The sequence below is a fragment of the Achromobacter animicus genome (assembly GCF_902859585.1).
Lineage (GTDB): Bacteria > Pseudomonadota > Gammaproteobacteria > Burkholderiales > Burkholderiaceae_B > Achromobacter > Achromobacter animicus.
The window spans coordinates 14,880-34,741 of sequence record NZ_CADIJM010000011.1 but is presented as its reverse complement, the minus strand read 5'-3'; the positions used below and the strand labels follow the sequence as shown (position 1 = coordinate 34,741).

At 55.4% G+C, this 19,862-nt stretch carries 19 protein-coding genes; 6 read left to right on the top strand and 13 right to left on the bottom strand.

The annotated features are described in order from the left end of the window. Positions 1 to 2: 2 nt before the first annotated feature. The 5 genes from HV681_RS21385 to HV681_RS21365 all read left to right on the top strand — a co-directional run bounded on the left by HV681_RS21385 (position 3) and on the right by HV681_RS21365 (position 8,458). Positions 3 to 2,171, top strand: coding sequence for a methyltransferase domain-containing protein (locus HV681_RS21385; RefSeq protein WP_302478748.1), 2,169 nt, complete (start codon positions 3 to 5; stop codon positions 2,169 to 2,171). Between the two features lie 94 nt (positions 2,172 to 2,265). Then, a complete protein-coding gene (locus tag HV681_RS21380; RefSeq protein ID WP_175124898.1) occupies positions 2,266 to 4,521 on the top strand; it encodes a glycosyltransferase in 2,256 nt (751 codons plus the stop codon). Continuing rightward, the gene (locus HV681_RS21375) at positions 4,518 to 5,468 is read left to right on the top strand and encodes an NAD-dependent epimerase/dehydratase family protein (RefSeq protein WP_175124897.1); all 951 of its coding nucleotides are present in this window, start codon (positions 4,518 to 4,520) and stop codon (positions 5,466 to 5,468) included. The genes HV681_RS21380 and HV681_RS21375 overlap by 4 nt, the downstream gene beginning before the upstream one ends. Positions 5,469 to 5,594: 126 nt before the next feature. Continuing rightward, positions 5,595 to 6,965: a hypothetical protein gene (locus HV681_RS21370; protein WP_175124896.1), complete on the top strand. Its 1,371-nt coding sequence runs from the start codon at positions 5,595 to 5,597 to the stop codon at positions 6,963 to 6,965. Between the two features lie 131 nt (positions 6,966 to 7,096). After that, complete coding sequence (locus HV681_RS21365; protein ID WP_175124895.1) at positions 7,097 to 8,458, top strand: hypothetical protein; 1,362 nt, start codon at positions 7,097 to 7,099, stop codon at positions 8,456 to 8,458. Between the two features lie 173 nt (positions 8,459 to 8,631). On the opposite strand, the gene HV681_RS21360 is transcribed toward HV681_RS21365, so the two are convergent. The 10 genes from HV681_RS21360 to lipA form a co-directional block, all read right to left on the bottom strand. Further along, positions 8,632 to 9,675 carry a hypothetical protein gene (locus tag HV681_RS21360; RefSeq protein WP_175124894.1) on the bottom strand — a complete coding sequence of 348 codons (1,044 nt, stop codon included), beginning with the start codon at positions 9,673 to 9,675 and terminating at the stop codon, positions 8,632 to 8,634. A gap of 233 nt (positions 9,676 to 9,908) precedes the next feature. Continuing rightward, complete coding sequence (locus HV681_RS21355; protein ID WP_175124893.1) at positions 9,909 to 10,250, bottom strand: hypothetical protein; 342 nt, start codon at positions 10,248 to 10,250, stop codon at positions 9,909 to 9,911. Further along, positions 10,247 to 10,606, bottom strand: coding sequence for a hypothetical protein (locus HV681_RS21350; RefSeq protein WP_175124892.1), 360 nt, complete (start codon positions 10,604 to 10,606; stop codon positions 10,247 to 10,249). The genes HV681_RS21355 and HV681_RS21350 overlap by 4 nt, the downstream gene beginning before the upstream one ends. A gap of 64 nt (positions 10,607 to 10,670) precedes the next feature. Continuing rightward, positions 10,671 to 11,483 (bottom strand): glycosyltransferase family 2 protein, encoded by an 813-nt coding sequence (locus HV681_RS21345; RefSeq protein ID WP_175124891.1) that lies wholly within the window; start codon positions 11,481 to 11,483, stop codon positions 10,671 to 10,673. A 13-nt stretch (positions 11,484 to 11,496) separates the two neighbouring features. Continuing rightward, a complete protein-coding gene (locus HV681_RS21340; RefSeq protein ID WP_175124890.1) occupies positions 11,497 to 11,853 on the bottom strand; it encodes an EamA family transporter in 357 nt (118 codons plus the stop codon). Further along, entirely contained in the window at positions 11,850 to 12,680 is an 831-nt protein-coding gene (locus HV681_RS21335) for a sugar phosphate isomerase/epimerase family protein (protein WP_254595032.1), read from the bottom strand. Before HV681_RS21335 ends, HV681_RS21340 begins: the two co-directional genes overlap by 4 nt. 2 nt (positions 12,681 to 12,682) lie before the next feature. Continuing rightward, on the bottom strand, positions 12,683 to 13,477 hold the full coding sequence (locus tag HV681_RS21330; RefSeq protein WP_175124888.1) for an NAD-dependent epimerase/dehydratase family protein: 795 nt from the start codon (positions 13,475 to 13,477) through the stop codon (positions 12,683 to 12,685). Continuing rightward, on the bottom strand, positions 13,474 to 14,643 hold the full coding sequence (locus HV681_RS21325) for an FAD-dependent oxidoreductase (RefSeq protein WP_175124887.1): 1,170 nt from the start codon (positions 14,641 to 14,643) through the stop codon (positions 13,474 to 13,476). The genes HV681_RS21330 and HV681_RS21325 overlap by 4 nt, the downstream gene beginning before the upstream one ends. Beyond that, positions 14,631 to 15,710 carry a glycosyltransferase gene (locus HV681_RS21320; RefSeq protein WP_254595031.1) on the bottom strand — a complete coding sequence of 360 codons (1,080 nt, stop codon included), beginning with the start codon at positions 15,708 to 15,710 and terminating at the stop codon, positions 14,631 to 14,633. The genes HV681_RS21325 and HV681_RS21320 overlap by 13 nt, the downstream gene beginning before the upstream one ends. Positions 15,711 to 16,146: 436 nt before the next feature. Next, positions 16,147 to 17,151, bottom strand: a complete 1,005-nt coding sequence (lipA, locus tag HV681_RS21315) for a lipoyl synthase (RefSeq protein WP_175124886.1) — start codon at positions 17,149 to 17,151, stop codon at positions 16,147 to 16,149. 178 nt (positions 17,152 to 17,329) lie between these two features. Between lipA and HV681_RS21310 the strand changes: the two genes are divergently transcribed. Next, positions 17,330 to 18,142: a substrate-binding domain-containing protein gene (locus tag HV681_RS21310; RefSeq protein ID WP_175124885.1), complete on the top strand. Its 813-nt coding sequence runs from the start codon at positions 17,330 to 17,332 to the stop codon at positions 18,140 to 18,142. Between the two features lie 16 nt (positions 18,143 to 18,158). On the opposite strand, the gene HV681_RS21305 is transcribed toward HV681_RS21310, so the two are convergent. From HV681_RS21305 to HV681_RS21295, 3 genes are read right to left on the bottom strand one after another with little or no spacing between them, the layout of a single operon-like run. Beyond that, positions 18,159 to 18,881 carry a tetratricopeptide repeat protein gene (locus HV681_RS21305; protein ID WP_175124884.1) on the bottom strand — a complete coding sequence of 241 codons (723 nt, stop codon included), beginning with the start codon at positions 18,879 to 18,881 and terminating at the stop codon, positions 18,159 to 18,161. After that, the gene (lipB, locus tag HV681_RS21300; RefSeq protein WP_175124883.1) at positions 18,878 to 19,516 is read right to left on the bottom strand and encodes a lipoyl(octanoyl) transferase LipB; all 639 of its coding nucleotides are present in this window, start codon (positions 19,514 to 19,516) and stop codon (positions 18,878 to 18,880) included. Before lipB ends, HV681_RS21305 begins: the two co-directional genes overlap by 4 nt. A 12-nt stretch (positions 19,517 to 19,528) precedes the next feature. After that, a complete protein-coding gene (locus tag HV681_RS21295; protein WP_175124995.1) occupies positions 19,529 to 19,804 on the bottom strand; it encodes a YbeD family protein in 276 nt (91 codons plus the stop codon). Between the last annotated feature and the right edge of the window lie 58 nt (positions 19,805 to 19,862).

Here is a 19,862-nt window from a genome sequence, read left to right as displayed (position 1 = left end):
GAATGTCGAAGGTATTATGCCTTGGCCGGTCCAGTTCAGCTCATGTGACGGCACTGCTGAAACACGGTGTGGATGCTGTCGGCTTTAGCGAGTCCACGGCGACGGCGCAGGGCGCCGGCGGTCAGATAACTGGCGGGACCTTGTCTGGATCGGTCACTCAGTTGCCGTTTCAGGACGCCGAATTCGGCACCGTTCTCATCGTCGATTGCCTGGAGTACGTGCATGCTGGGAAAGTCGAGCAGGCACTATCCGAAATTCGCCGCGTGGCGCAGCGTTATGTCTGGCTGCAGGTAGCAACGACCGCGGCCGCGCAGGATCCCGCGCGATTGACCGTTCAAGATCGCGCATGGTGGGAACGCCTTTGCTTCGAAGCCGGTTTCCGGAAGCATCCAGCCTACTACGCTGTGAATGATTATGAAAGCCTGAATAGTGACGGCGCTTCGATCTGCATATTGTTGGAACGCATGCCCGCAGCGGCTGAAGCCGCATATCCGCTGTCATCCCTGGATGAAGAGCGCAGTCTGCACATGGATATGTTTCGAGACACGGGCACTCGATCAGATGCTCACGTCGGGCGATATCACTTCGCCTCCAAATACATCAGGCCCGGCGATGTGGTTCTCGATGCCGCGTGTGGACTCGGGTACGGCACGTACACTTTGAAAGGCCTGACGGCAGCGTCGTCCTTCCGAGGTATCGACGGTAGCACTTCCGCAATCGATTATGCCAACGCCTGCTATAGCGTAGACCAGACCATTACCTTTTCGGAAGGCTTTCTACCCGAATGTCTGTTCGACATCCCGGACAACAGCGTAGACGTTGTCGTTTGTTTTGAAACGTTGGAACACGTGGAGCGTCCGGCTGACCTCTTGAAGGAGTTTCACCGGATTCTGACTCCTGGAGGCAGAATCATATCGAGTGTTCCCAATGACTGGAGTGACGAGACGGGAGAAGATCCCAACCCATATCATTTCCACGTTTACGATATTTCGAAATTCACGTCCCAGATGGAAGGCTGTTTCGAAATCGAACACCTGTTCGGCCAGACTGCAGACAGGGTGAAACTCGCAAACGGACGATGCGAATGGGAAAGGCGCCCCCGTCAGCTTCGCGAAATTGGCCTCGACGAAACAGAGGGCGTCGAATCTGAATGGCTGTTAGCGATTGCCGCCAAATCCCCAATCGGTGGTGAGGATGTCCCGTACGTTGACAAGGGTTACACCTCTGAAGAGCGGGTAACGACGGGGAATGCCTTGGCATTTTCTCGCGATTACGAAAATCCATGGCTGATCCGAAGCTTGATTGCTCTGGGTTCTCGAACTTCCAACGGTCGTCTGCGGGAAAAGTGGGCCCGCCAAACGTTGATCAAGGCCTCTCCGGATAGCCCCGATGCGGGAGCAGCCTTTTGTATACTCGCGTATCTGGCCCTGAATCGAGAAATCGTCCTTAACGATGCTGATAGCGAAGCAATCAAACGATACATCGCCAATGGACAAGCGTCGAGCAACCCAAGCGTCCTGCGCTGGCAAGTTTCCCTTGCGTACGTTCAAGGGCTGCTTTCACTGAGCGTTGGCGACCGCAAAGGTGCGAAAGAGTATCTTCGATGGGTGCTTGATGCGGATGTTGCAAGCTTCAGCGTTTCGTTGTTGACTAAACCAGCCCAGGCTGGATATTTGCTCGGGCTATTGGAAGCTGTGGACGGCGACCTCGCCGCGGCCCGCCAGACTTGGCGGCAAACCGCAGTGGACGTACAAGGTGCAATGGCGCAGTACTTTTCCGCGCCCCATCTAACACCCGCGCCGTTCGTCCTGCGCGAAACGGCGGCCGCGATGTTGTTCTGTGGTCGAATACTGGCTGCGGACAAGCACTCGGGCAGCCTGAACTCAGCGCCTGCGGCCTTCTTCGCAAATGCGGCAAACGACTACTTGTCCGAGATCGAGCGTTTGACTGCGCTCGCCCTCAAGTTTGAATACCAGCTTGTCGCAGAAGCTCGGGAGAATGGTCGTGCGCTAGCTTCGCAGGCCCACCAGTTGGCCGAGATTCAAGAGTATGTGGTTGCTTTGGAGCAAAGCCGCAACGAGCAGAAGCTACAGATGGCAGAGTTGCGCCAGTATATTTCCGACCTCGAAGAAAGCAAGTCCAGGCTGACGCAAGAATTACAGAAACGGTAGGCTGCGCAACTCTAGCGGCGGCGAATGGTTTACTTTTCGAGCGTCTCGGGTTCGATGTAGACGGGAACATTCATAATAATAGGATTAACCATAAATGAAGAGTCTAAACGTTTGGATCGTAACGTCAGAATTCCCGCCCATGTACGGTGGCGGAATTAGCACCTACTGCCGCGAAGCTGGCATGGCATGGGCTGAGTCCGGGCATTCGGTTACCGTGTTTACGCGGGCAAACCCTGGACAGACTGAAATCAGCGAAGAATCGCTCCAAGAACGGTTTGGGCTCGTTCGCGTTCCAGTCGTGGCTGCTCCGAAATTGCAGGCTGCACTCGGTTACTGGCATTTGATGTCTTATTGCATCGCCGACGAAATTATCCGTCGAATCAAGACATCGGGAATAACGCCCGACATGATCGAGGTTCAGGACTACGGCGCAATGGCGTATTTCCTGTTAAAGCGAAAGCTGGCTGGCGCGCGTGAATTGGCTTCGACCCGCATCGTCATCTATTCCCACACGCCAGTTTTCGAGCTTGCCCAGGTCAACCAGGAACCCTCGTATCTCTTCCCCAATTACTGGTTGGGCCAATGCGAAAAATTTTGCCTGAGGGCGGCAGACGCCGTGATTAGCCCCTCTCAGTTTCTGAAAGGAAAGATACAGCAGCATACTGACAAGCCCATAGAAGTCATCCCCTACCCGCACTTTCAGACTGCATCTGAAGCGTCCAACAAAGCGGCAGCCGTTCCGGAGTTTGACTGCGTTTATCTTGGAAGGCTGGAGTATCGCAAAGGTGTGGTGCAACTTCTGAGCGCCTTCAAGACGCTTTGGGAGGCCGGACACAAGATTCGCCTGCGCATGGTGGGGGGTGACACCCATTGGTCGCCCAAGCAGATCAGTATGAAGACATATATCCAGAACCGATATTCGTCTTTCATCGATCGGGGCCTGCTCACGTTGTCTGAGCCAGTTCCCACCGACCAACTCCCTGGGATTTTTGCGTCTGCCCGAGTCGTTGTGGTGCCGTCGATATACGAAAACTATCCGTATGTCTGCATGCAAGCCATGGAACTGGGAATGCCCGTCGTCGTCTCGAAGTCCGGAGGGCAGGCCGAGATGGTTGGGTCCGACTCATCCTGCGGCTGGGTGTTCGATTGGGACCAACCCAACAGCTTTCAGGACACCATTCAGCAAGCGCTGGCAAGTTCACCCGCGGAATTGAAGACAATTGGCTCCAACGGCCAGCTAAGAATCCGGGATGTTTGCTCGGTACCGAACTTCATTCAGAACCGGACACAGCATCTGGCTCGCACGATCGCGCTCTCTGACTCCCAACCCGCGAAGTATCCGTTTGCGCATGAGGACGTCAAGGTGGATCGCATTGCTCCCGTTGCACAAGACGATTCGGGCAGTGTGTCAGGGCGAATTTCCGTCGTTATACCCTTCTACAACCTGGCCGCGTTCCTTCCCGACACACTGGCCAGCGTGGCAGCCAGCGACTATGCGGGTATCGAGATCGTCATTGTGAATGACGGTAGTACCGATTCCGATGCAATTGAGCTGCTGGGGCAACTGCGTCAGACGAGTCCTCATCTTCGCATTCTGGACATAGAGAATGGCGGCCTGGCCAACGCGCGCAACGTGGGCGCTCGGGCGGCCACAGGAGAATACGTTGCCTTCTTGGACGCTGACGACTGCGTCATGCCCACGTATTACTCGCAGTGCGCGCACATCCTGAAGAAGTTTGACAACGTTTCCTTTGTTTATTCCTGGCTAAATTACTTTGGTGAGAGTGAAGGCTATTGGCTCAACTTCGACACTGAGTTCCCCTACTTTCTGGCCGCCAACATGCTCGCTGCGTTCCAGGTTGTGCGGAAGAAGGATTTCCTGGAAGCCGGCATCAATGATCAAGAAATGATGTTCGGAATGGAAGATTTTGAGGCATGGCTGCGGATGGCCAGCCTCGGGTACAAGGGAGTTTCCATTCCTGAGCCGCTCGTGAACTATCGTGTGCGACACAATTCCATGGCTCGGCAGTTCCGGCGGAGCACCGTTCTCTATATGTACGAGCAGATGGCCAAGAAAAACCCAGCCATCTATCAACGGTTTGGCGATGAGCTCTTCATGCTGATGAATGCGAACGGCCCCGGGTACCTCTGGAACAACCCCACCATGACCTATCCAAGCATTGGCTATATCGGGGATGGCGCGATCACTGCCGCGGAAAGTACGGCGGTTGCAACCGAATTTAGTGCTGGCGATTTAATGCGCCTGAAAGCTCTAGCATCGAGGCCGTTCATGGCAAAAATCATAAGGCTGATTCTTTCTTTCAAGGCCGACGAATGGTTCAAACGATGACCGATAACGCAACGCCCCTTCGTTGCCTCGTCCTCGGCGGGCGCGGTTTTGTGGGCTCCCATCTTGTAGATGGGCTGCTAGCGGCGGGACACCGCGTGCGTAGCTTTGGACGCCTGCATACTGGCCACCACGAATCTCGTGAGAATCTCGAATATTTCGATGGGAATTTCGAGAATTCGGATGACGTGCGATCAGCGTTGGAAGGCTGCGATGTTTGCTATCACCTGATTTCCACGACACTACCGAAGTCGTCGAATGGTGATCCTTGCTACGACATCGAAAGCAATTTGATTGGCACCGTTCGACTGCTCAACGCCGCAGTCAGAGGGGGTGTAAAAAAAGTAATCTTCACCTCGTCTGGCGGCACGGTGTACGGAAATCCTCGGTATACCCCAATACCGGAGAGCCATCCTACTGATCCCATTTGTTCCTATGGAATCACCAAACTCGCTATTGAGAAGTATCTTGAGATGTTCCGAACCCTGCACGGGTTGGAGTACCAGGTTTTGCGTTTGGCGAATCCTTACGGGGAAAGGCAACTGACGCGAGGCAACCAAGGCGCCATTGCGATCTTTCTGGGAAAGATCATGAGAGGAGAGAGCGTGGAGATCTGGGGCGACGGGTCATCGGTTCGAGACTATCTGCATATTTCAGACGTCACACGCGCGTTAATCCGTTGCATCGAGCCGGGCCGCACCGAGGAGCGCGTATTAAACATCGGCTCCGGGATAGGCGTTTCGGTAAATGCTTTACTGGATGCGATAGAAACGGTGGTTGACCGACCAGCAGAGCGGAAATATTTGCCCGCCCGTGCATTCGATGTTCCCTCAAATGTACTGGATATATCCGCGGCGCACCGTTCGCTCGACTGGTCGCCTAAGGTCGGCTTTACCGAGGGTATATCACGGTTTCACCGCTGGCTCGCAAATAATCCCCACGCTCTTTAAGAGTAAACAGCAAGCAAATTCGACAGCCACGTCAGACTAGACCACAATTGATTTCGAATTTCGATCTAGCCGTCATTAGGCCATCAAGGTTGCGCTGCAAGTAAAGTAGACCGCATTCGCGTCAAGATGCATAAAACGAATATATTGGTCGGACAATGGATTAGGCGTGCTTTTGGGGACAAGGGCGCGCCTTATATATTGCTGATTGCGGTGCTGGCAATTTCTGCCATCTGTTTTGGACCGGGTATAGTCATGTCGGATACCATGACCAGATGGGCGGGCGCTTACACCGCAGTTGGGAAGCTGGAGATCCCGTGGGGATTGGAGCGTTGGCTGGCGCCGACGATGACGTGGTTTATGGTGCCATTTGCCGCGACGGAATTCGGACCACCATTATTTCTTATTGCACAAATCGCCTACTTAATGCTCGGGGGAGTCGCATGGATTCGTTTTTCTTCATGCTGGCGTCCATGGTGGGTCGCTTTCGTATTTACGATTCCACTTATTTTCGCTTACGCGAGTTTCATCGTCCCGGACGTGTGGACGCTCGCTGCAATCCTCGTCACTGTCGGTTGTTTTCAAGCGGTTGAGACATCTCGACGCACGCTTCCGCTTTTTACCTTTTTTTTCTCCTGCATCGTTCTATTCGGCTTCCGCCAAAATTCGCTTGTCCTTGTGCCATTCATTTGGTTTTTCATCGGCCGACTCCGACACGTGACAAAGGGGGTAAAGACAGGTATGTTCGCCCTTACTGTTCTCGCCCTGTCTACGGTAGCGCTGGTGCCACCCTTCGTAGGATTCGTCGGGCCGGATAGCTCAGCCTCCGCACCCGCCTGGGAGCTGGCTGGCGCAATCAGAGTAGCGAAGGAAAGCGGCATACCTTTAGATTCAACATTGTCGCTCGAAGGTTTTGGAGACACGGAACTGGCCGCCAGCCGCCACTCATTTGTGACCATAAACCCCCTTATTTGGGGTGGTGACGCTGCAATTCCGACGAGGGCCATAATGGATCAGTCCGCAGAAATAAAATCTCGATGGCTGCAGATGATACTTAGGCACCCAATCATATACGTTAAGGCCAAACTCAGGATCTACGAATGCATGATGGGCCTTTGTGACGGCGATATATTTGGAAAAATGTCATGCATGAAGCCGTGGCCTCAGTTGGAGGGTCGCCTTCGCACATGCGACGGCTCTGAAACAAGTTCCAAGATTCTGTCAGCTGTAAATAAGGTTCAGGAGACGATTGGCGTACTTTTCCTTCCCATAATCTGGATTCCCCTAACCGCTGCAATAATGTATTTCAGTTGGAACACATATGGCCGGCACGATCGGATCTTGATTATCCTGGCCGCAGCATACTTCGGAAGCTTCTTTGTACTCAATCAAGCGGCGACATTTAGATATTTCGTGCCAACGTATGTGGTGTTTGCAGCATACCAAGCTCGGTTTTTTCTTTCGTTACCTCGGACGTTAATGGGGCGAAGGCGTGCATGATTGAAGTCGACAAGGGCAGTGGTCTTGGATTGGCAAGTCCGAGTCCAACTATATTCTGAAAGCTTCACGTCGCGATGATGAACAGACGGCCCTTTCTCCGTTTCATATCGTGCTCGTTCATCTGGAATCTAATGGCTGAGAACACTGTACGCAAGCGTATGTCCGAAAGCCTAGCCACCCTCGAGAAACTCGGGCCATGCCTGCTGCTGGCCGCAGTGTTCACCCTGTCTTTTCTAGGCTTCGCGCCTGGCATCTCGATGTCAGATACCTTAGCCAGGTGGGCCGGGGCCTTCACCATAGTGGGAAAACTAGAGATTCCCTGGGGGCTTGAACTTTGGTTGGCCCCGACGATGACCTGGTTTATGGTCCCGTTCGCGGCGACGGAGTTCGCAGGCCCGTACTTCCATGCCGCGCAAGTTGTCTGTCTGCTATTGAGTGGTATTGCTTGGATCTGTTTCACTTCCAGTACCCGGCCGTGGTGGGTGGCAGTGCCTTTTATGATCCCGTTGGTATTTGCCTACACAAGTTTCATCGTCCCGGACGTATGGACACTCGTAGCGATTTTAGGGATTGTGGCCTCTCTTTACGCGTTGGAACGGTCGGCTTTCGTATCGGTGTTCTTCGTGTTTCCACTATCTTGTCTGATCCTGTTCGGCTTCAGGCAAAATTCGCTGGTGCTCCTGCCATTTGTTTGGCTATTTATTGCAAAGCTGCAGAACGCGTCGAAGACTATTAAAATCGCTCTGGTGGCAACGACCATAGCGGCCGTGGGTGCCATCAACTGGGTCCCTTCCTTAATCGGCTTCCAAGGTGCAAGTAGTTCTGCAGCTGCGCCGGCCTGGGAACTCCTGGGGGCTAACCGTGTGGCGCGAGAAATCGGTATGGAACTGGACCCGGCAGTTACCTTCGACGGCCTCGCCGACACGACCAAAGCCGTGAAAGAACATTCGTTCGTCACGATTGATACCATTCTTTGGGGTGACAAAGCAGCGATTCCGACGACGGCAATCATGGCCCACGCGGACGAAATCAAAAGCAGGTGGCTTCGAATGATTCTCAGGCACCCAATGTTATATCTCAGGACGAAGCTGAGAATTTATGAATGTATGCTTGGCTTGTGCCGAGGGTATCTCCAGACTCGAATTGCATGCGTGAAACCGTGGCCCGTGCTGCAGGAAAACCTCGACACGTGTGTGCCCGGCACTAACGCCGCCAACGTCCTCGAGGAACTGAACCGTATTCAGGGGCCGGCACAGGCCGTACTTCTGCCAATCTTCTGGCTGCCCCTGTCTGTCATCGTTTTTTTCTTCGCTTGGCGTGGGTATGGGCGCCACGACAAAATGCTGATCTGTCTGGCGACAGCGTATCTCGGTAGCTTCTTTCTGCTCAACCAAGCAGCATCTTTCCGATATCTACTCCCGACCTATGTAGTGTTCACCGCATATCAGATTCGGTTTCTGTTCGAGCTACCGGCAAGATTTAGAACGCGATGACCATGAGCGGCACGAGTACTTCGTTTCCTGCCAGAACATAACCTCATCCAGTAAACAGACGGCTCAAAGCCGGATGATTTTACCGCGAGTTGTCGAAGAGTCGCCTACAGAGCGACATCGATTTTCTCCAAATAAACTGGCAGGGATCTAATTGGCTTTGGCGCAAGGTCTTACTACGGCACGCTTTTGCAAACTTCGCGCCTTCTAGAGAAAACGCTTACCAGCTTTTCGTGAACCGCGTTTGCTGTGTGGGCCAAGATTAATATTGCTGATAATCCGCCAGCCAGCGCACTCCAATACAGGTAGCGAAAATCGGAGGCTGGCGCAACAACAATATATGGGAAAATATAGAGCAGACCGGATGCGGATACCATAGCGATGACGAGGCCAACTCTAGCAGGCCGCATGACAGTCAACCCGATCAACAGTTGGAACGTTAACAGAATAAGCCAGAACCAACCAACATATAAAAATGATCCATTTGACAATTTCAGGATGCTCGAGACAACCATCTTCGCATTCATCGCTCCGGGAACGCGAAAATCAAAAACGTCGGGAACCCTTTTCTCGCTAGCGAAGTGCGCTTGCAGAATCAAATTGCGATCAGTATGGCTTGGATAATACCCTTCACTCATTAAAAAATTAAAGACCGCGAATCTATGCTTCATGTAGACTGAAGATTCATTGGAAATCGCATTCAACCAACTAGCACGCAACTCGGCCTGTAAGCCAGCATCGGTATTGCGCGGCAACAAAGATGGCAAACCATCGGGCCGACGCATTATGAGATTGTTCGCGTTTCCCCATAAAATGGATTTAGCATATTCCTCGGCCACTTTATCCTTCCTATACTGAGGCGTCGTCTTTATATATTCAGGAAAGTAGTCCACACCGCTTATGCTGGAAATTCCTGCTATATCATATAATTCCAAATACTGAATCGGGTAGCGCTTTTGCGCTTTGATATAGCCATACGATACAAGTTGCACACCTCCAACGACTGCGGCGAGAATAAATATTGAAGCGATCGCAGAATATGCGGTCGTGGTGCGTTGCGAGGATCCGGGTTTGCGCTGCGCTATGATCGTCCAGGCCAACATAATCATGACAGGAGCTAACGCAAATATCCCGTTTGTTCTCACGCCAAATGCGTAGGCCGACAGGCATAGAACTGCGATAGTTCTGACCGCCGATATGCGCCGTTTCATATATGCCACACCCACAAGTCCGCAAGATAGAAACAACGAAAATGAAAAGCCTACATCCTTCCACAACACCCCCGAAAAATTTATGACAACGGGAGTTGCGAGAAAGAGCGCAACGAGAGGGTCCAGACGTACAAACCTGAAATTTCAAGAATTCGTGCCCAAAAAACCGCAGCGATGGACAGCACCAGCAGATGCAGGATCAATAGCGATTCAATGCTTCCCGTCGCTTTAATGAGTTGAGCCTAAACCCATGCCATGAGAGGCGGATGCCAATCCCAATAAATTCCGGACATCGCCTCGCGCAATTGATCCGCGGAATCGTTGGAATAGACTCCGGGGTAATAGGCCGCCAGCGTTAGATACGCCGCCATCAAAAGAAATAGAAAGAAAATCCAGCGGTAGAGATTACGCCAATTGAGCAGAACGAACACTGCTGCCAGCGAGAATCCAAGAAGAACGAAGGACAACAATATGATCGGATACGTTATCCTATTCTTGTATGCCCCCGGTGCAACGATAACGTCCCTTACGCCATTACGCTTCGAATAGAGGTCAACAACTTTCTCGTTGTTTTCCCATTTCAATATGACAATCCCGGAATACGGGTTCGTCGCGAATGCATCCGAATGAGGCCCTTGAATTTCAGGGAAGCGACCCCGGGCTGCATCAAATGGGAAATATAAATTCCATCGCGCTTCACCCAAGAGGAATCCACTTCAAACCTATCCCACGGGATTTTTTTGTTTTCACCAATTTCAAATGCGCCACGAAACCAAACTTCTGCGCCTTTTGAATTCGCGTTTTTTGTTCCAGTGGCATGGATGTCAACGCGATTGACCGCTTCCCCGGCAGCTGGTCGTAGAAAGCCAAAGCCGATCAACGCGTGACCAAAAACCCCGAAAACTGCGCCGAGAAGGATCGCACGCAAGAAAACCCGCATGGGGTATGCCACGGGTCAACATTAACCCGCTCGAGTGCGCGATTCCGAGTCGAAACCATACACCCTATTTCTTCGGTGAATAAAAGTTCATACAAGCCTTGACCAGAACTGCCAGCACGGACAGATTGCCCTTAAAGCTGGATATCTTCGTCGGAATCTCTCCTTTGGGGTAACGACGTATTGTCGGGATTTCCAAGCAACGATAACCCGCTTTTGGCGCACGATACGACAGATACGCCAACAGCTCGTAGGTCATGAACACATCCCGAAACGGCGCAACCCTGGGATCGAGCAGCATACGTTTGCTGTAGGCACGGAAACCCTGGGTCGTATCCGTCCATTTAAAGCCCGAAAATAGGCCGAGCATCGGCGCGTGGATGTACCGTATGGCCAAATGTCGGGACATAGGTGTGTTTTCCGCTACGCCTCCCGGGATAAAGCGTGAGCCCTGGACAAAGTCCACGCCTTGTTTTAGAGCTTCGATAAAGCGCGGTATCGCTTCCGGATCGTCTTTATCGTTCCCGTCAATGGTGATAATGCCTTCATAGCCTTGATCGAGTGCGAAAGCGTAAACACAGCGTAATTGGGCGCTCAACTTGCCAGGCCCAGTTTTAACTAATAGCCCCTTGACTTCATGACGCCGTAGGGATTCCAAGTTCAGCGAGTTATCGGAACTTCCCCCGTCGACGATGATGATGTCAGCTGTATCATGAATTTGCAGGGCAGCCATTCTCGTCAGCAGACGCTTGATCCGGTTTCCCTCATTGATAACAGGAATGGCCACGCACCAAGGATGCCTGCGGCCGCTCCATAAGGCCGTTTGAAATGTCGGTATCTGCCAGCTCGCCCGAAGTTCCGGTGAGACATTGAAGTTCATGTTTTTATTGCCTTTAGCCCACCCGGGCCGTTATAAGGGCGACACCCGCGATTACCATTGCAATACCGAGTGCAGTCGTCCAGGGGAACGGCTCTCGAAATATCGCTGCCGAGCACACCGCCACCGTTGCGATCGCGCCTGCTGTCAGCACCGGATGGGCGACATTCAGCGGCAGGCGGGCCAACGCGGCTGCGTAAAGCAGGAAAGCCATTCCATATAGTGCGAGGCCGAGCCAGAAGGGCCAATTTTGCAACGCGACCAGTGGCTCGCTGGGTGTCGGAAATTTGCGAGGCGGCGTCATCGCTATCTTGACCAGGACGCTGGCGGAGGCGTTTGCTGCAATGCCAAGAATCAAGACAAGCCACTTCATCCGCGAACCTCAGTACTCTCGTTCCGGTAGTGCCGTATTGCCACGGCCAGTGCTCGCTCGATGGACGTCACATGCGCCTCAGTCTGGGTGGCCAGCATTTCGATCGAGACCACATGATCGGGCAGATATTGGTTCAGAGCAGCGGCGACATTGGCGTGATCCACTCCACCGTCACCCAGCGGCAGCAACTCTGGCTCGCTCGCATGGACGTGGTAAACATGGGATGCGCAATCTTGAAGGACAGTGGTTGGATCTTCGCCATTGATGGCAAGTGCGCCCGTGTCCAATTGCATTCCAATGGCTTTATGGTCTATCAAGCGTACGACTTCAAGCGTTTCACCGCTAGAAGTCATAAAGTTGGCGCCGTAGCACGTCGGATTGGGCTCCAGGCAGATCCGCACACCATGAAAGTGAGCGATGTCTCCAAGGCGTCTGAAAAAGGCCACTGCAGTGTCCATGGTTTTTCGATCGTCGAGTCCGGAACGGTCTCTGTTCTTCGGCGAACCAAAAACAATTCGTTTTGCGCCTAAGCCCGCACCTATCCGACATACCGCCCCGAGATGACTGAGCATGGCGTCCTGCGATTCGCGCGTGCCAAATAGATTTAAGCCCGTTGTACCAAATAGCAGCGCCTGCATGCCCGTGAGTTCGACGCCGCGATCAGCCCACCACGTTCTTACGCGTGCGATATCCTTATCGGATGCCTTCGCGGGTTGCGCGAAATACTTGCCCGGAGCGACATCGATAGCATCCACTGCGTGCCGTTTAAGCAGCGCCGCCATCGATTCGTCTTCACTGATATCCCAGGCGATGTTGGAGATGGCCAACCTCAAGATATCACCCCCGAATCGGTCTTTATCGTAAGCGGCTCGGACTGCGCATACGCCCTGATAGCCTGAATGGTTTCACGAGCACCATACTGATATGGACCCACGCTCCCAAAAGTCGCAGCGTGGATGGTCCGCATATCGTAGGTGGACGGCGTCCCGGGAAGTTCCTGGTCAAACAGTTTCCCGAAGCCCTCCTTGGACACCTTGGCTACGCTGACCGGTTCTGCAGTAAGGTGGAGCAGCTTCAGGCCGGCCTTGAGCGCTGTCTGGATGTCGTACCAGAGGTTCACCATGGGGTAAAACTGGAATACTCCACGGCTCTCAATGGCATGCAGGTTATTCGTGTTCAGAAAGTCGTAAACGACATTCTTGCGAAGTCCCGGACCCACAAGCCCAGGTAGGCGCACAATAAGGTGAGCCGGAAAGTGTTGCTCAACAAATTTTTCGAGCAATCGGCGATGCAGACCATATGCATGTAGCCCCGATTCCACCACCGGCGTCGCTTCGTCCACAGCTATCGGTTCTTTGAATACGTCGACCGTGCTTATCAAAACGAAGGTCTCGCAACGGATGGTTTTCAGGTGCGCGATTAGTCCCTCGATCTTTTGCAGATCGGCCTCCGGCTCTCGGTTGGCGATCCATTTCTGAGCTGGAGCGCCAGCGCACACCACTGTATCGAAAGACTGCCCCTCGATGGCGGCGATGTTCGTGGAACGAAAGCGCGCATCAAAGGATGCCTGTTTGAGAAGCGTGGATCCGACGAACCCCGAATACCCAATTAACGCATTATTCATCTCGATACTCCGGATATGGCGCTCTCGGCGATTACCGGGGAGGGGAAAGCCTCGGAATCCAGTTTTTCGAGAACGTCGTATATGTTGTCAACTTTTCCGCCCAGCACAGAGTAGCAGCCGGGAAGCTCCGAGTGCTTCTCGAACAAAATTGGCCTGCCGTCGTCTCCCTCGTTCTTCATCAGGACAGTCTTTATCTCAAACAACGATTCAACGTATTTAGCTTCGAGCACCGCAGGCAGATATCGCCCTACATCCCGAACCATGCGCTCTACTCGCGTGGCGCGTTCATAGTGCTCTAGCCTGTCGTACGGACTGATACCTTGTTCGTCATTCCAATGCATGTGAGGCGTATAACGCACATGCGAAAGCGTATGCAATCCACGCGCGGGAAATGGCATCATCGAGAAGAATGGACCGTCCATGACCGTAATGCCTAGGCCCTCAAGTGCGGGTGGGGCCTTCATCAACGCCATCTCGGTTATTTCATGTTTGAGGCGCGTCCTGGTGCCGGGAAAATCTCCCGTGAACTGATTCAGTCCGCTGTATGTGCAGTTAAAGACATACGGGGAACTCAGACACATTTCAGACCCATCTGCGTGCGTCATGACCACCTTCAGGTCGTGCTTCGGCCCCCTGGATACTGAGATCACTTGCGTTTGCAGATGGACATGCACGCCACAATGCTCCAGTTCTTTAATCGCCCAACTCGCCAACTTGGTCGAGTCAAAAGCATATTCACGGACCAGAAATACTTCCTCGATCAAGTGTGGCTCGAACAAGGCTCGAAGCGACGGCTCGGCAGGCTGAATGCTTGCACCAATCTCACGGCAAAAACGTTCAAATTGTTTGGCAGTGACCTTGGAGTTGCGGCGCGCGATCGCATAAAGCTTCGTGAAGTCCTGAGTTACCGCCTGGGGCCAGTCCCGGACAAACTTGGGCAAATTAACGCGGCTCCGATATGCGGTCGTGAAACTGCGCGGATAATGGTACCCGTTGTGAACGCGAGCTTGATTATTGTACGAAGCACGCTTCAGCAGTGCGGATTCTCGCTCCACCAGTACGATACGTTTGAATCCGCGCTGCTTCGCCAAATATATGGCAATGGCAGCTCCGTAGAATCCGCCACCCACAACGATTGCATCCTGATAATTGTCTATGGTTGGCATTTGGCGACCCGCTCGGACCCATTGTCCGAAGCGCCTGCCGGAGTGGTTCCAATCTCCTCAATATTCAACTTTTCATGCCGGGTCATGCGAGCGCTAGTAAATTCTTGCCCAACATGATAAAGCGGCCCTTCATTCGACAGGCTAACCATCTGCAGGATGTATTCGCCAAGTACTAGAAGGACAAGAGAGATAAGAAAGAACATCCCTGATTGCTGGAGTGACAGACTAATCCAGCCAGGCGCAACGTCGGGTTTTAGCAATCCGACCACGAGAACGTAGATGGAATAAAAAAGATTCGCGACCGCGCCAAATAACGATAACGAGGTGACAATACGCATCGGCGCACGGGTACTAGACACCATCAACCGCATGCCTCGGTCGACACTTTCGCCCAGTCGCTTGGTGTGCGCAACCTTCGGTTCCGCGCGGTAATTCAAGTTAACGCGTGCGAATCCTCCAGTTGCCGGGAGATGCCGATACGTCATCGCCGGCTGAGAATGCTGAAGAATAAAGTTGACGACTCGCTTACTCAACACTCTGTATTGGGGAGCTTCTTTAGCGAGATGAATGCCGTTGAAGCGCTTGTATAACCCGTTGAATACGGCATAAGACAATCGATAGGCAACCGACTGCGCGACCTTTCGCTGGTTACTGGCAAACACCACGTCGGCGCCGCTGACTGCCTTTTCAAGCATTTCAGGCAGAAATTCCACACTGTCAGCCAAGGGATCAATAACAGCAACGAAATCACCCAATGCATTCTCCAGGCCAACCCACGACGCAGTGTCAGCATCGACCTCCTTGGTCAATGCATATATCTGCAAATTAGGAAGACCACGTTCCCCCGTAAGCGTTTTAAGCACGGAGACGCTGTCGTCGCTGGAAGCGTTATCGACGACAATAATTTCATATTCACTAACCAACGAGGCAATGCAAGAGGCGGCATCGGTTAGTATTTTTTCAAGATCGTTCGAACGGTTGCGCACGACGAAAACGATCGACATGAAAATTGGGAAAAAGGCCATTAATACCCCACTAAATGCCACCACCAAATTGGCGTGCGCCAATCATCGGAAACTGCGGAAATTCTACCTTACCGGATATGCCGAAAGTGCCTCTTCCGTAGAAACATAAGCGGGGTATTGGGCAATTAATTTGCCAACTTCATCCTCGGGGTGGATTAAATTTGATACATCAGCCCTCGTGCTTGACCCCAGCAGACTACGTTGCCCTGTTTAACGGATCTCGTGACTGTAAATGAATCGAAGCTGTGACTGGTCGATGCGACTTTGAACAACCCCGCCCCATGTCAACACCCCCACCAGCGGTGAAATGATGCACAGCGACGAGCAATGACTCGTGAGCAACCATGCATCGATGCGTCGTAAAGGCGCGGGTTAAGAGTCACGTTGACTTAGTCACTTCCACGGAGCCCACCCGATATGAAGTCGGATGCAGTGCAACCGCACAGCATCTTGTCTCAACCTATTGGCAAATGACGAATCAATTCACCCCAGCCGCATGCGCCTGTTCGTCCGCATGGTACGACGACCGCACCATCGCGCCCACCGCCGCATGCGAGAACCCCATCGCGTAAGCCTCACGCTCGAACATCGCGAACGTGTCCGGATGCACATACCGCAGCACCGGCAGGTGGTGTTCCGAGGGCTGCAGATATTGGCCAATCGTCAGCATGTCGACATTGTGGTCGCGCATATCCCGCATCACCTGCAGGATTTCCTCGTCGGTCTCGCCCAGGCCCAGCATCAGGCCGGACTTGGTGGGCACTTCCGGGTGCAGCTTCTTGAACTCGGCCAGCAGCTTCAGCGAGTGCATGTAGTCCGAACCCGGACGTGCCTGCTTGTACAGGCGCGGCACGGTTTCCAGGTTGTGGTTCATGACGTCCGGGGGACCCGCGTTCAGGATGGTCAGCGCGCGGTCCAGACGGCCGCGGAAGTCGGGGACCAGCACCTCGATGCGGGTGGTGGGCGACAGTTCGCGGATATGCGTGATGCAGTCCACGAAGTGGCCGGCGCCGCCGTCGCGCAGGTCGTCGCGGTCGACCGAGGTGATCACCACGTAGGACAGCTTCATGGCGGCGATGGTGCGCGCCAGGTTTTCGGGCTCTTTGGTGTCCAGCGGGTCGGGCCGGCCGTGGCCCACGTCACAGAACGGGCAGCGGCGCGTGCACTTGTCGCCCATGATCATGAACGTGGCCGTGCCCTTGCCGAAGCACTCGCCGATGTTCGGGCACGAGGCCTCTTCACAGACCGTGTGCAGGTTGTGCTCGCGCAGGATGCGCTTGATGTCGTAGAAGCGTGAACCGGGCGCGGCGGCCTTCACGCGGATCCATTCAGGCTTCTTCAGGCGCTCGGCCGGAATGATCTTGATCGGAATGCGCGCCGTCTTGGCCTGCGATTTCTGCTTTTGCGTCGGGTCGTAGACCGCTTCCGCGGGCGCGGCGGCGGATTCGTTCGAGGGCACAGGAGACTCGGCGAGCGTGGACATGGGACACCTTCGTGACCGGCGCGCAGAACGGCCGGGTCTGGGAGAAAACAGGCATTTTACCCTTCGCGGCCCGATCCGATGCGGGAACGTCCGGCGGCCCGGGGAACCGCTGCAGTATGTCCGGCGCCCCCATCAGCCCTGGGTTATCGTCTGGCCTGACGTATTTCCAGCCTTTGCCATGCCTTCCCTGCCCTCGCCCGCCCCAATCGCCGTGATTGCCGCCCGTCTCGATGCCGGCCCGACCGCCCGCGCTTTGCAGGCCTGCAGTGAACGCGTCGCGTCAGCGGGTTACTACCTGTCCGTCGGCCCCTGGCACGAGCCCGCCGGCCTCGCCCTGCTGGACGGGCTGCGACCGGCGGCGGCCCTGGTGATTGGTCCCGTGGACACGCCCACCCTGCGCACCGCCCTCAGCGCGCTGGAGGTCCCCATCGTCGAAACCTGGATCGCCTGCCCGCAGACGCTGGACAGCGCGGTCGCCATCGACAACGCCGAAGCCGGCCGCATGGCGGCGCGGCATCTGGCCGAAAAGCGCCATCCGCGTGTCGCCTGCATCAGCGCCGACACGCCGTGGGAGCGTGCCCGCCGAGAGGGCTTCATCAGCAGCGCCGCCGCGTTGGGACTGGAACTGGTTGCGGACATCGTCCAACCGGAAGTCCAGCACATGAACGACGGCCGCATGGCGTTCCTGCGCCTGTTGGCCACCAATACGATCTTCGATGCGGTGTTCTGCACGTCCGACCTGCTGGCGGCCGCCGCCGTGTCGGAGGCGCACAACCGCGATCTGCAGGTACCGCAGGATCTGGCGGTGCTGGGGTTTTCCGACGACGGCAGCGCGGTGCAGTGGGTGCAGGGCCTGACCACGCTGGGCGTGGACGCCGCCGAGCTGGGCCGGCGGGCCGGTCAGCTGTTGCTGGACCGGCTGGACGGCGAACGAGGCGCCGGGCAGCACGACATGATGGAAGTGGTGTTCGATGCGCGCCTGAGCACCTGAGGCGCGTGAGGCTGGTCTACGCTTCGTACAGCGCCGGAAAGCCGCAGTCCTGCAGCATGCCGTTGGCTTCCTTCAAAAATGCGGGCGTCGCGGTTTCCGGGACGCGGACCAGCCATTGCACGGCTTCCTCTTTCTTGCCTTGCAGCAAGAGCATCCGACCCAGGTGGAACATGCCGCGGAAGTCGCCGCCTTCGGCGCAGCGCCGGTAGCAGTCAAACGCGCGTTCCAGGTCTTGCGGGACCACGTCGCCGGCCTCGTGATAACGGCCCACGACGCCGATCGACTTCACGTGGCCGGCCTGCGCGGCCTGCTGGTACAGGGCCAACGCCGCGGCCTGGTTCTGCGTCACGCCGCCCCGGCCCGTGCGCAGCATGTGCGCGTAGTTGTACAGCCCCCAATCCAGACCCGTGTCGGCGGCGCGGCGGAACCAGTACGCCGCGACCGTATCGTCGGCCGCCACGCCCCAGCCGTTTTCATAGCAGCGTCCCACCATGTTGATGGCCATGGGGTGATCAGAGTGCGCGGCACGCTTGAACCAGGCCAGTCCCTCCGCGGGCTGGCGCTCGACGCCCACGCCGTCCAGCAGCATCTGTCCGTAGATGGTCTGCGCCTCGGTCAGCCCCAGGTCGGCGGCGGCGCGGATCCATGCGGCGTATTCCTCTGGCGGTCCGGATTCGCGCAGACGGGCAAGTTGTTCGGGCGTGGTGGCGGCGACCTCGGCCGCGGTGTAGGTCTTCAATTTGGGTTTCTTCGGCGTTGCCAGGCGTGCGCAAGATTCTGCGCCAGCGCATCGCCCGTCTCGGTGGGCGTGCGCCGCACGCCACAGGCCGCCATGTCGACGGTGCGCAAGCCTTCGTAGCCACAGGGATTGATGCCCAGGAACGGCGCCAGATCCATCTCGACGTTCAGCGACACGCCATGGTACGCGCGGCCGTTGCGGATCTTGATGCCCAGCGCGGCGATCTTGGCCAGCTCGCCGCCTTCGGGATGCGGCACATAGACGCCCGGCGCGCCGGGCTTGCGACAGGCCCCGTCCACACCCAACTGCTCGAGCGTGTCGATGACGGCCGATTCCAGCAGCGCCACGTATTCCTTCACGTACATGTCGGCGCGGCGCAGGTCGAACAGCGCGTAGGCCATGACCTGGCCGGGGCCGTGATAAGTCACCTGGCCGCCGCGGTCGCAATGCACGATGGGAATGTTGCCGGGATTGAGCACGTGTTCCGGCAGGCCCGCCTGGCCCAGCGTGTAGATCGGCGGATGCTCGCACAGCCAGATTTCATCCGGCGTGTTGTCGTCGCGCTGGCTGGTGTACGCCTGCATGTCCTGCCAGACCGGCAGATAGTCCGCCGGTTGCGCGAGCCACTTGATCACAGCGGTCTTGCCTTACAGGACGATGGACACCATGGGGTGGCCATGCAGCGCCCGGTACAGCGCATCCAGCTGCTCGCGCGAGGTGGCGCGCACCGTGAAGGTCAGGCCGAGGTAGTTGCCGCCCTTGCTGGGGCGCATTTCCACCGTCGCGGCGTCGAACCCGGGATCGAACTGCAGCACGACCTCGGTCAGCGTCTGCGCAAACTCGGGATGCTGCTTGCCCATGACCTTGATGGGAAAGTCGCTGGGGTATTCGATCAAAGAATCTTCGGGCGGAATGTTCATGATGTGCCTAAAAAGAGTTGCCCCTGAATGTTCTTATATGGGGGCACGCGGCGTGCCGGCA

Coding starts and splice junctions, on each gene's coding strand:
- HV681_RS21345 (WP_175124891.1), bottom strand. CDS start 11,483: ATGAACTTCAATGTCTCACCGGAACTTCGGGCGAGCTGGCAGATACCG.
- HV681_RS21340 (WP_175124890.1), bottom strand. CDS start 11,853: ATGAAGTGGCTTGTCTTGATTCTTGGCATTGCAGCAAACGCCTCCGCC.
- HV681_RS21370 (WP_175124896.1), top strand. CDS start 5,595: ATGCATAAAACGAATATATTGGTCGGACAATGGATTAGGCGTGCTTTT.
- HV681_RS21380 (WP_175124898.1), top strand. CDS start 2,266: ATGAAGAGTCTAAACGTTTGGATCGTAACGTCAGAATTCCCGCCCATG.
- lipA (WP_175124886.1), bottom strand. CDS start 17,151: ATGTCCACGCTCGCCGAGTCTCCTGTGCCCTCGAACGAATCCGCCGCC.
- HV681_RS21310 (WP_175124885.1), top strand. CDS start 17,330: ATGCCTTCCCTGCCCTCGCCCGCCCCAATCGCCGTGATTGCCGCCCGT.
- HV681_RS21330 (WP_175124888.1), bottom strand. CDS start 13,477: ATGAATAATGCGTTAATTGGGTATTCGGGGTTCGTCGGATCCACGCTT.
- HV681_RS21385 (WP_302478748.1), top strand. CDS start 3: ATGTCGAAGGTATTATGCCTTGGCCGGTCCAGTTCAGCTCATGTGACG.
- HV681_RS21365 (WP_175124895.1), top strand. CDS start 7,097: ATGGCTGAGAACACTGTACGCAAGCGTATGTCCGAAAGCCTAGCCACC.
- HV681_RS21375 (WP_175124897.1), top strand. CDS start 4,518: ATGACCGATAACGCAACGCCCCTTCGTTGCCTCGTCCTCGGCGGGCGC.
- HV681_RS21325 (WP_175124887.1), bottom strand. CDS start 14,643: ATGCCAACCATAGACAATTATCAGGATGCAATCGTTGTGGGTGGCGGA.
- HV681_RS21350 (WP_175124892.1), bottom strand. CDS start 10,606: ATGCGGGTTTTCTTGCGTGCGATCCTTCTCGGCGCAGTTTTCGGGGTT.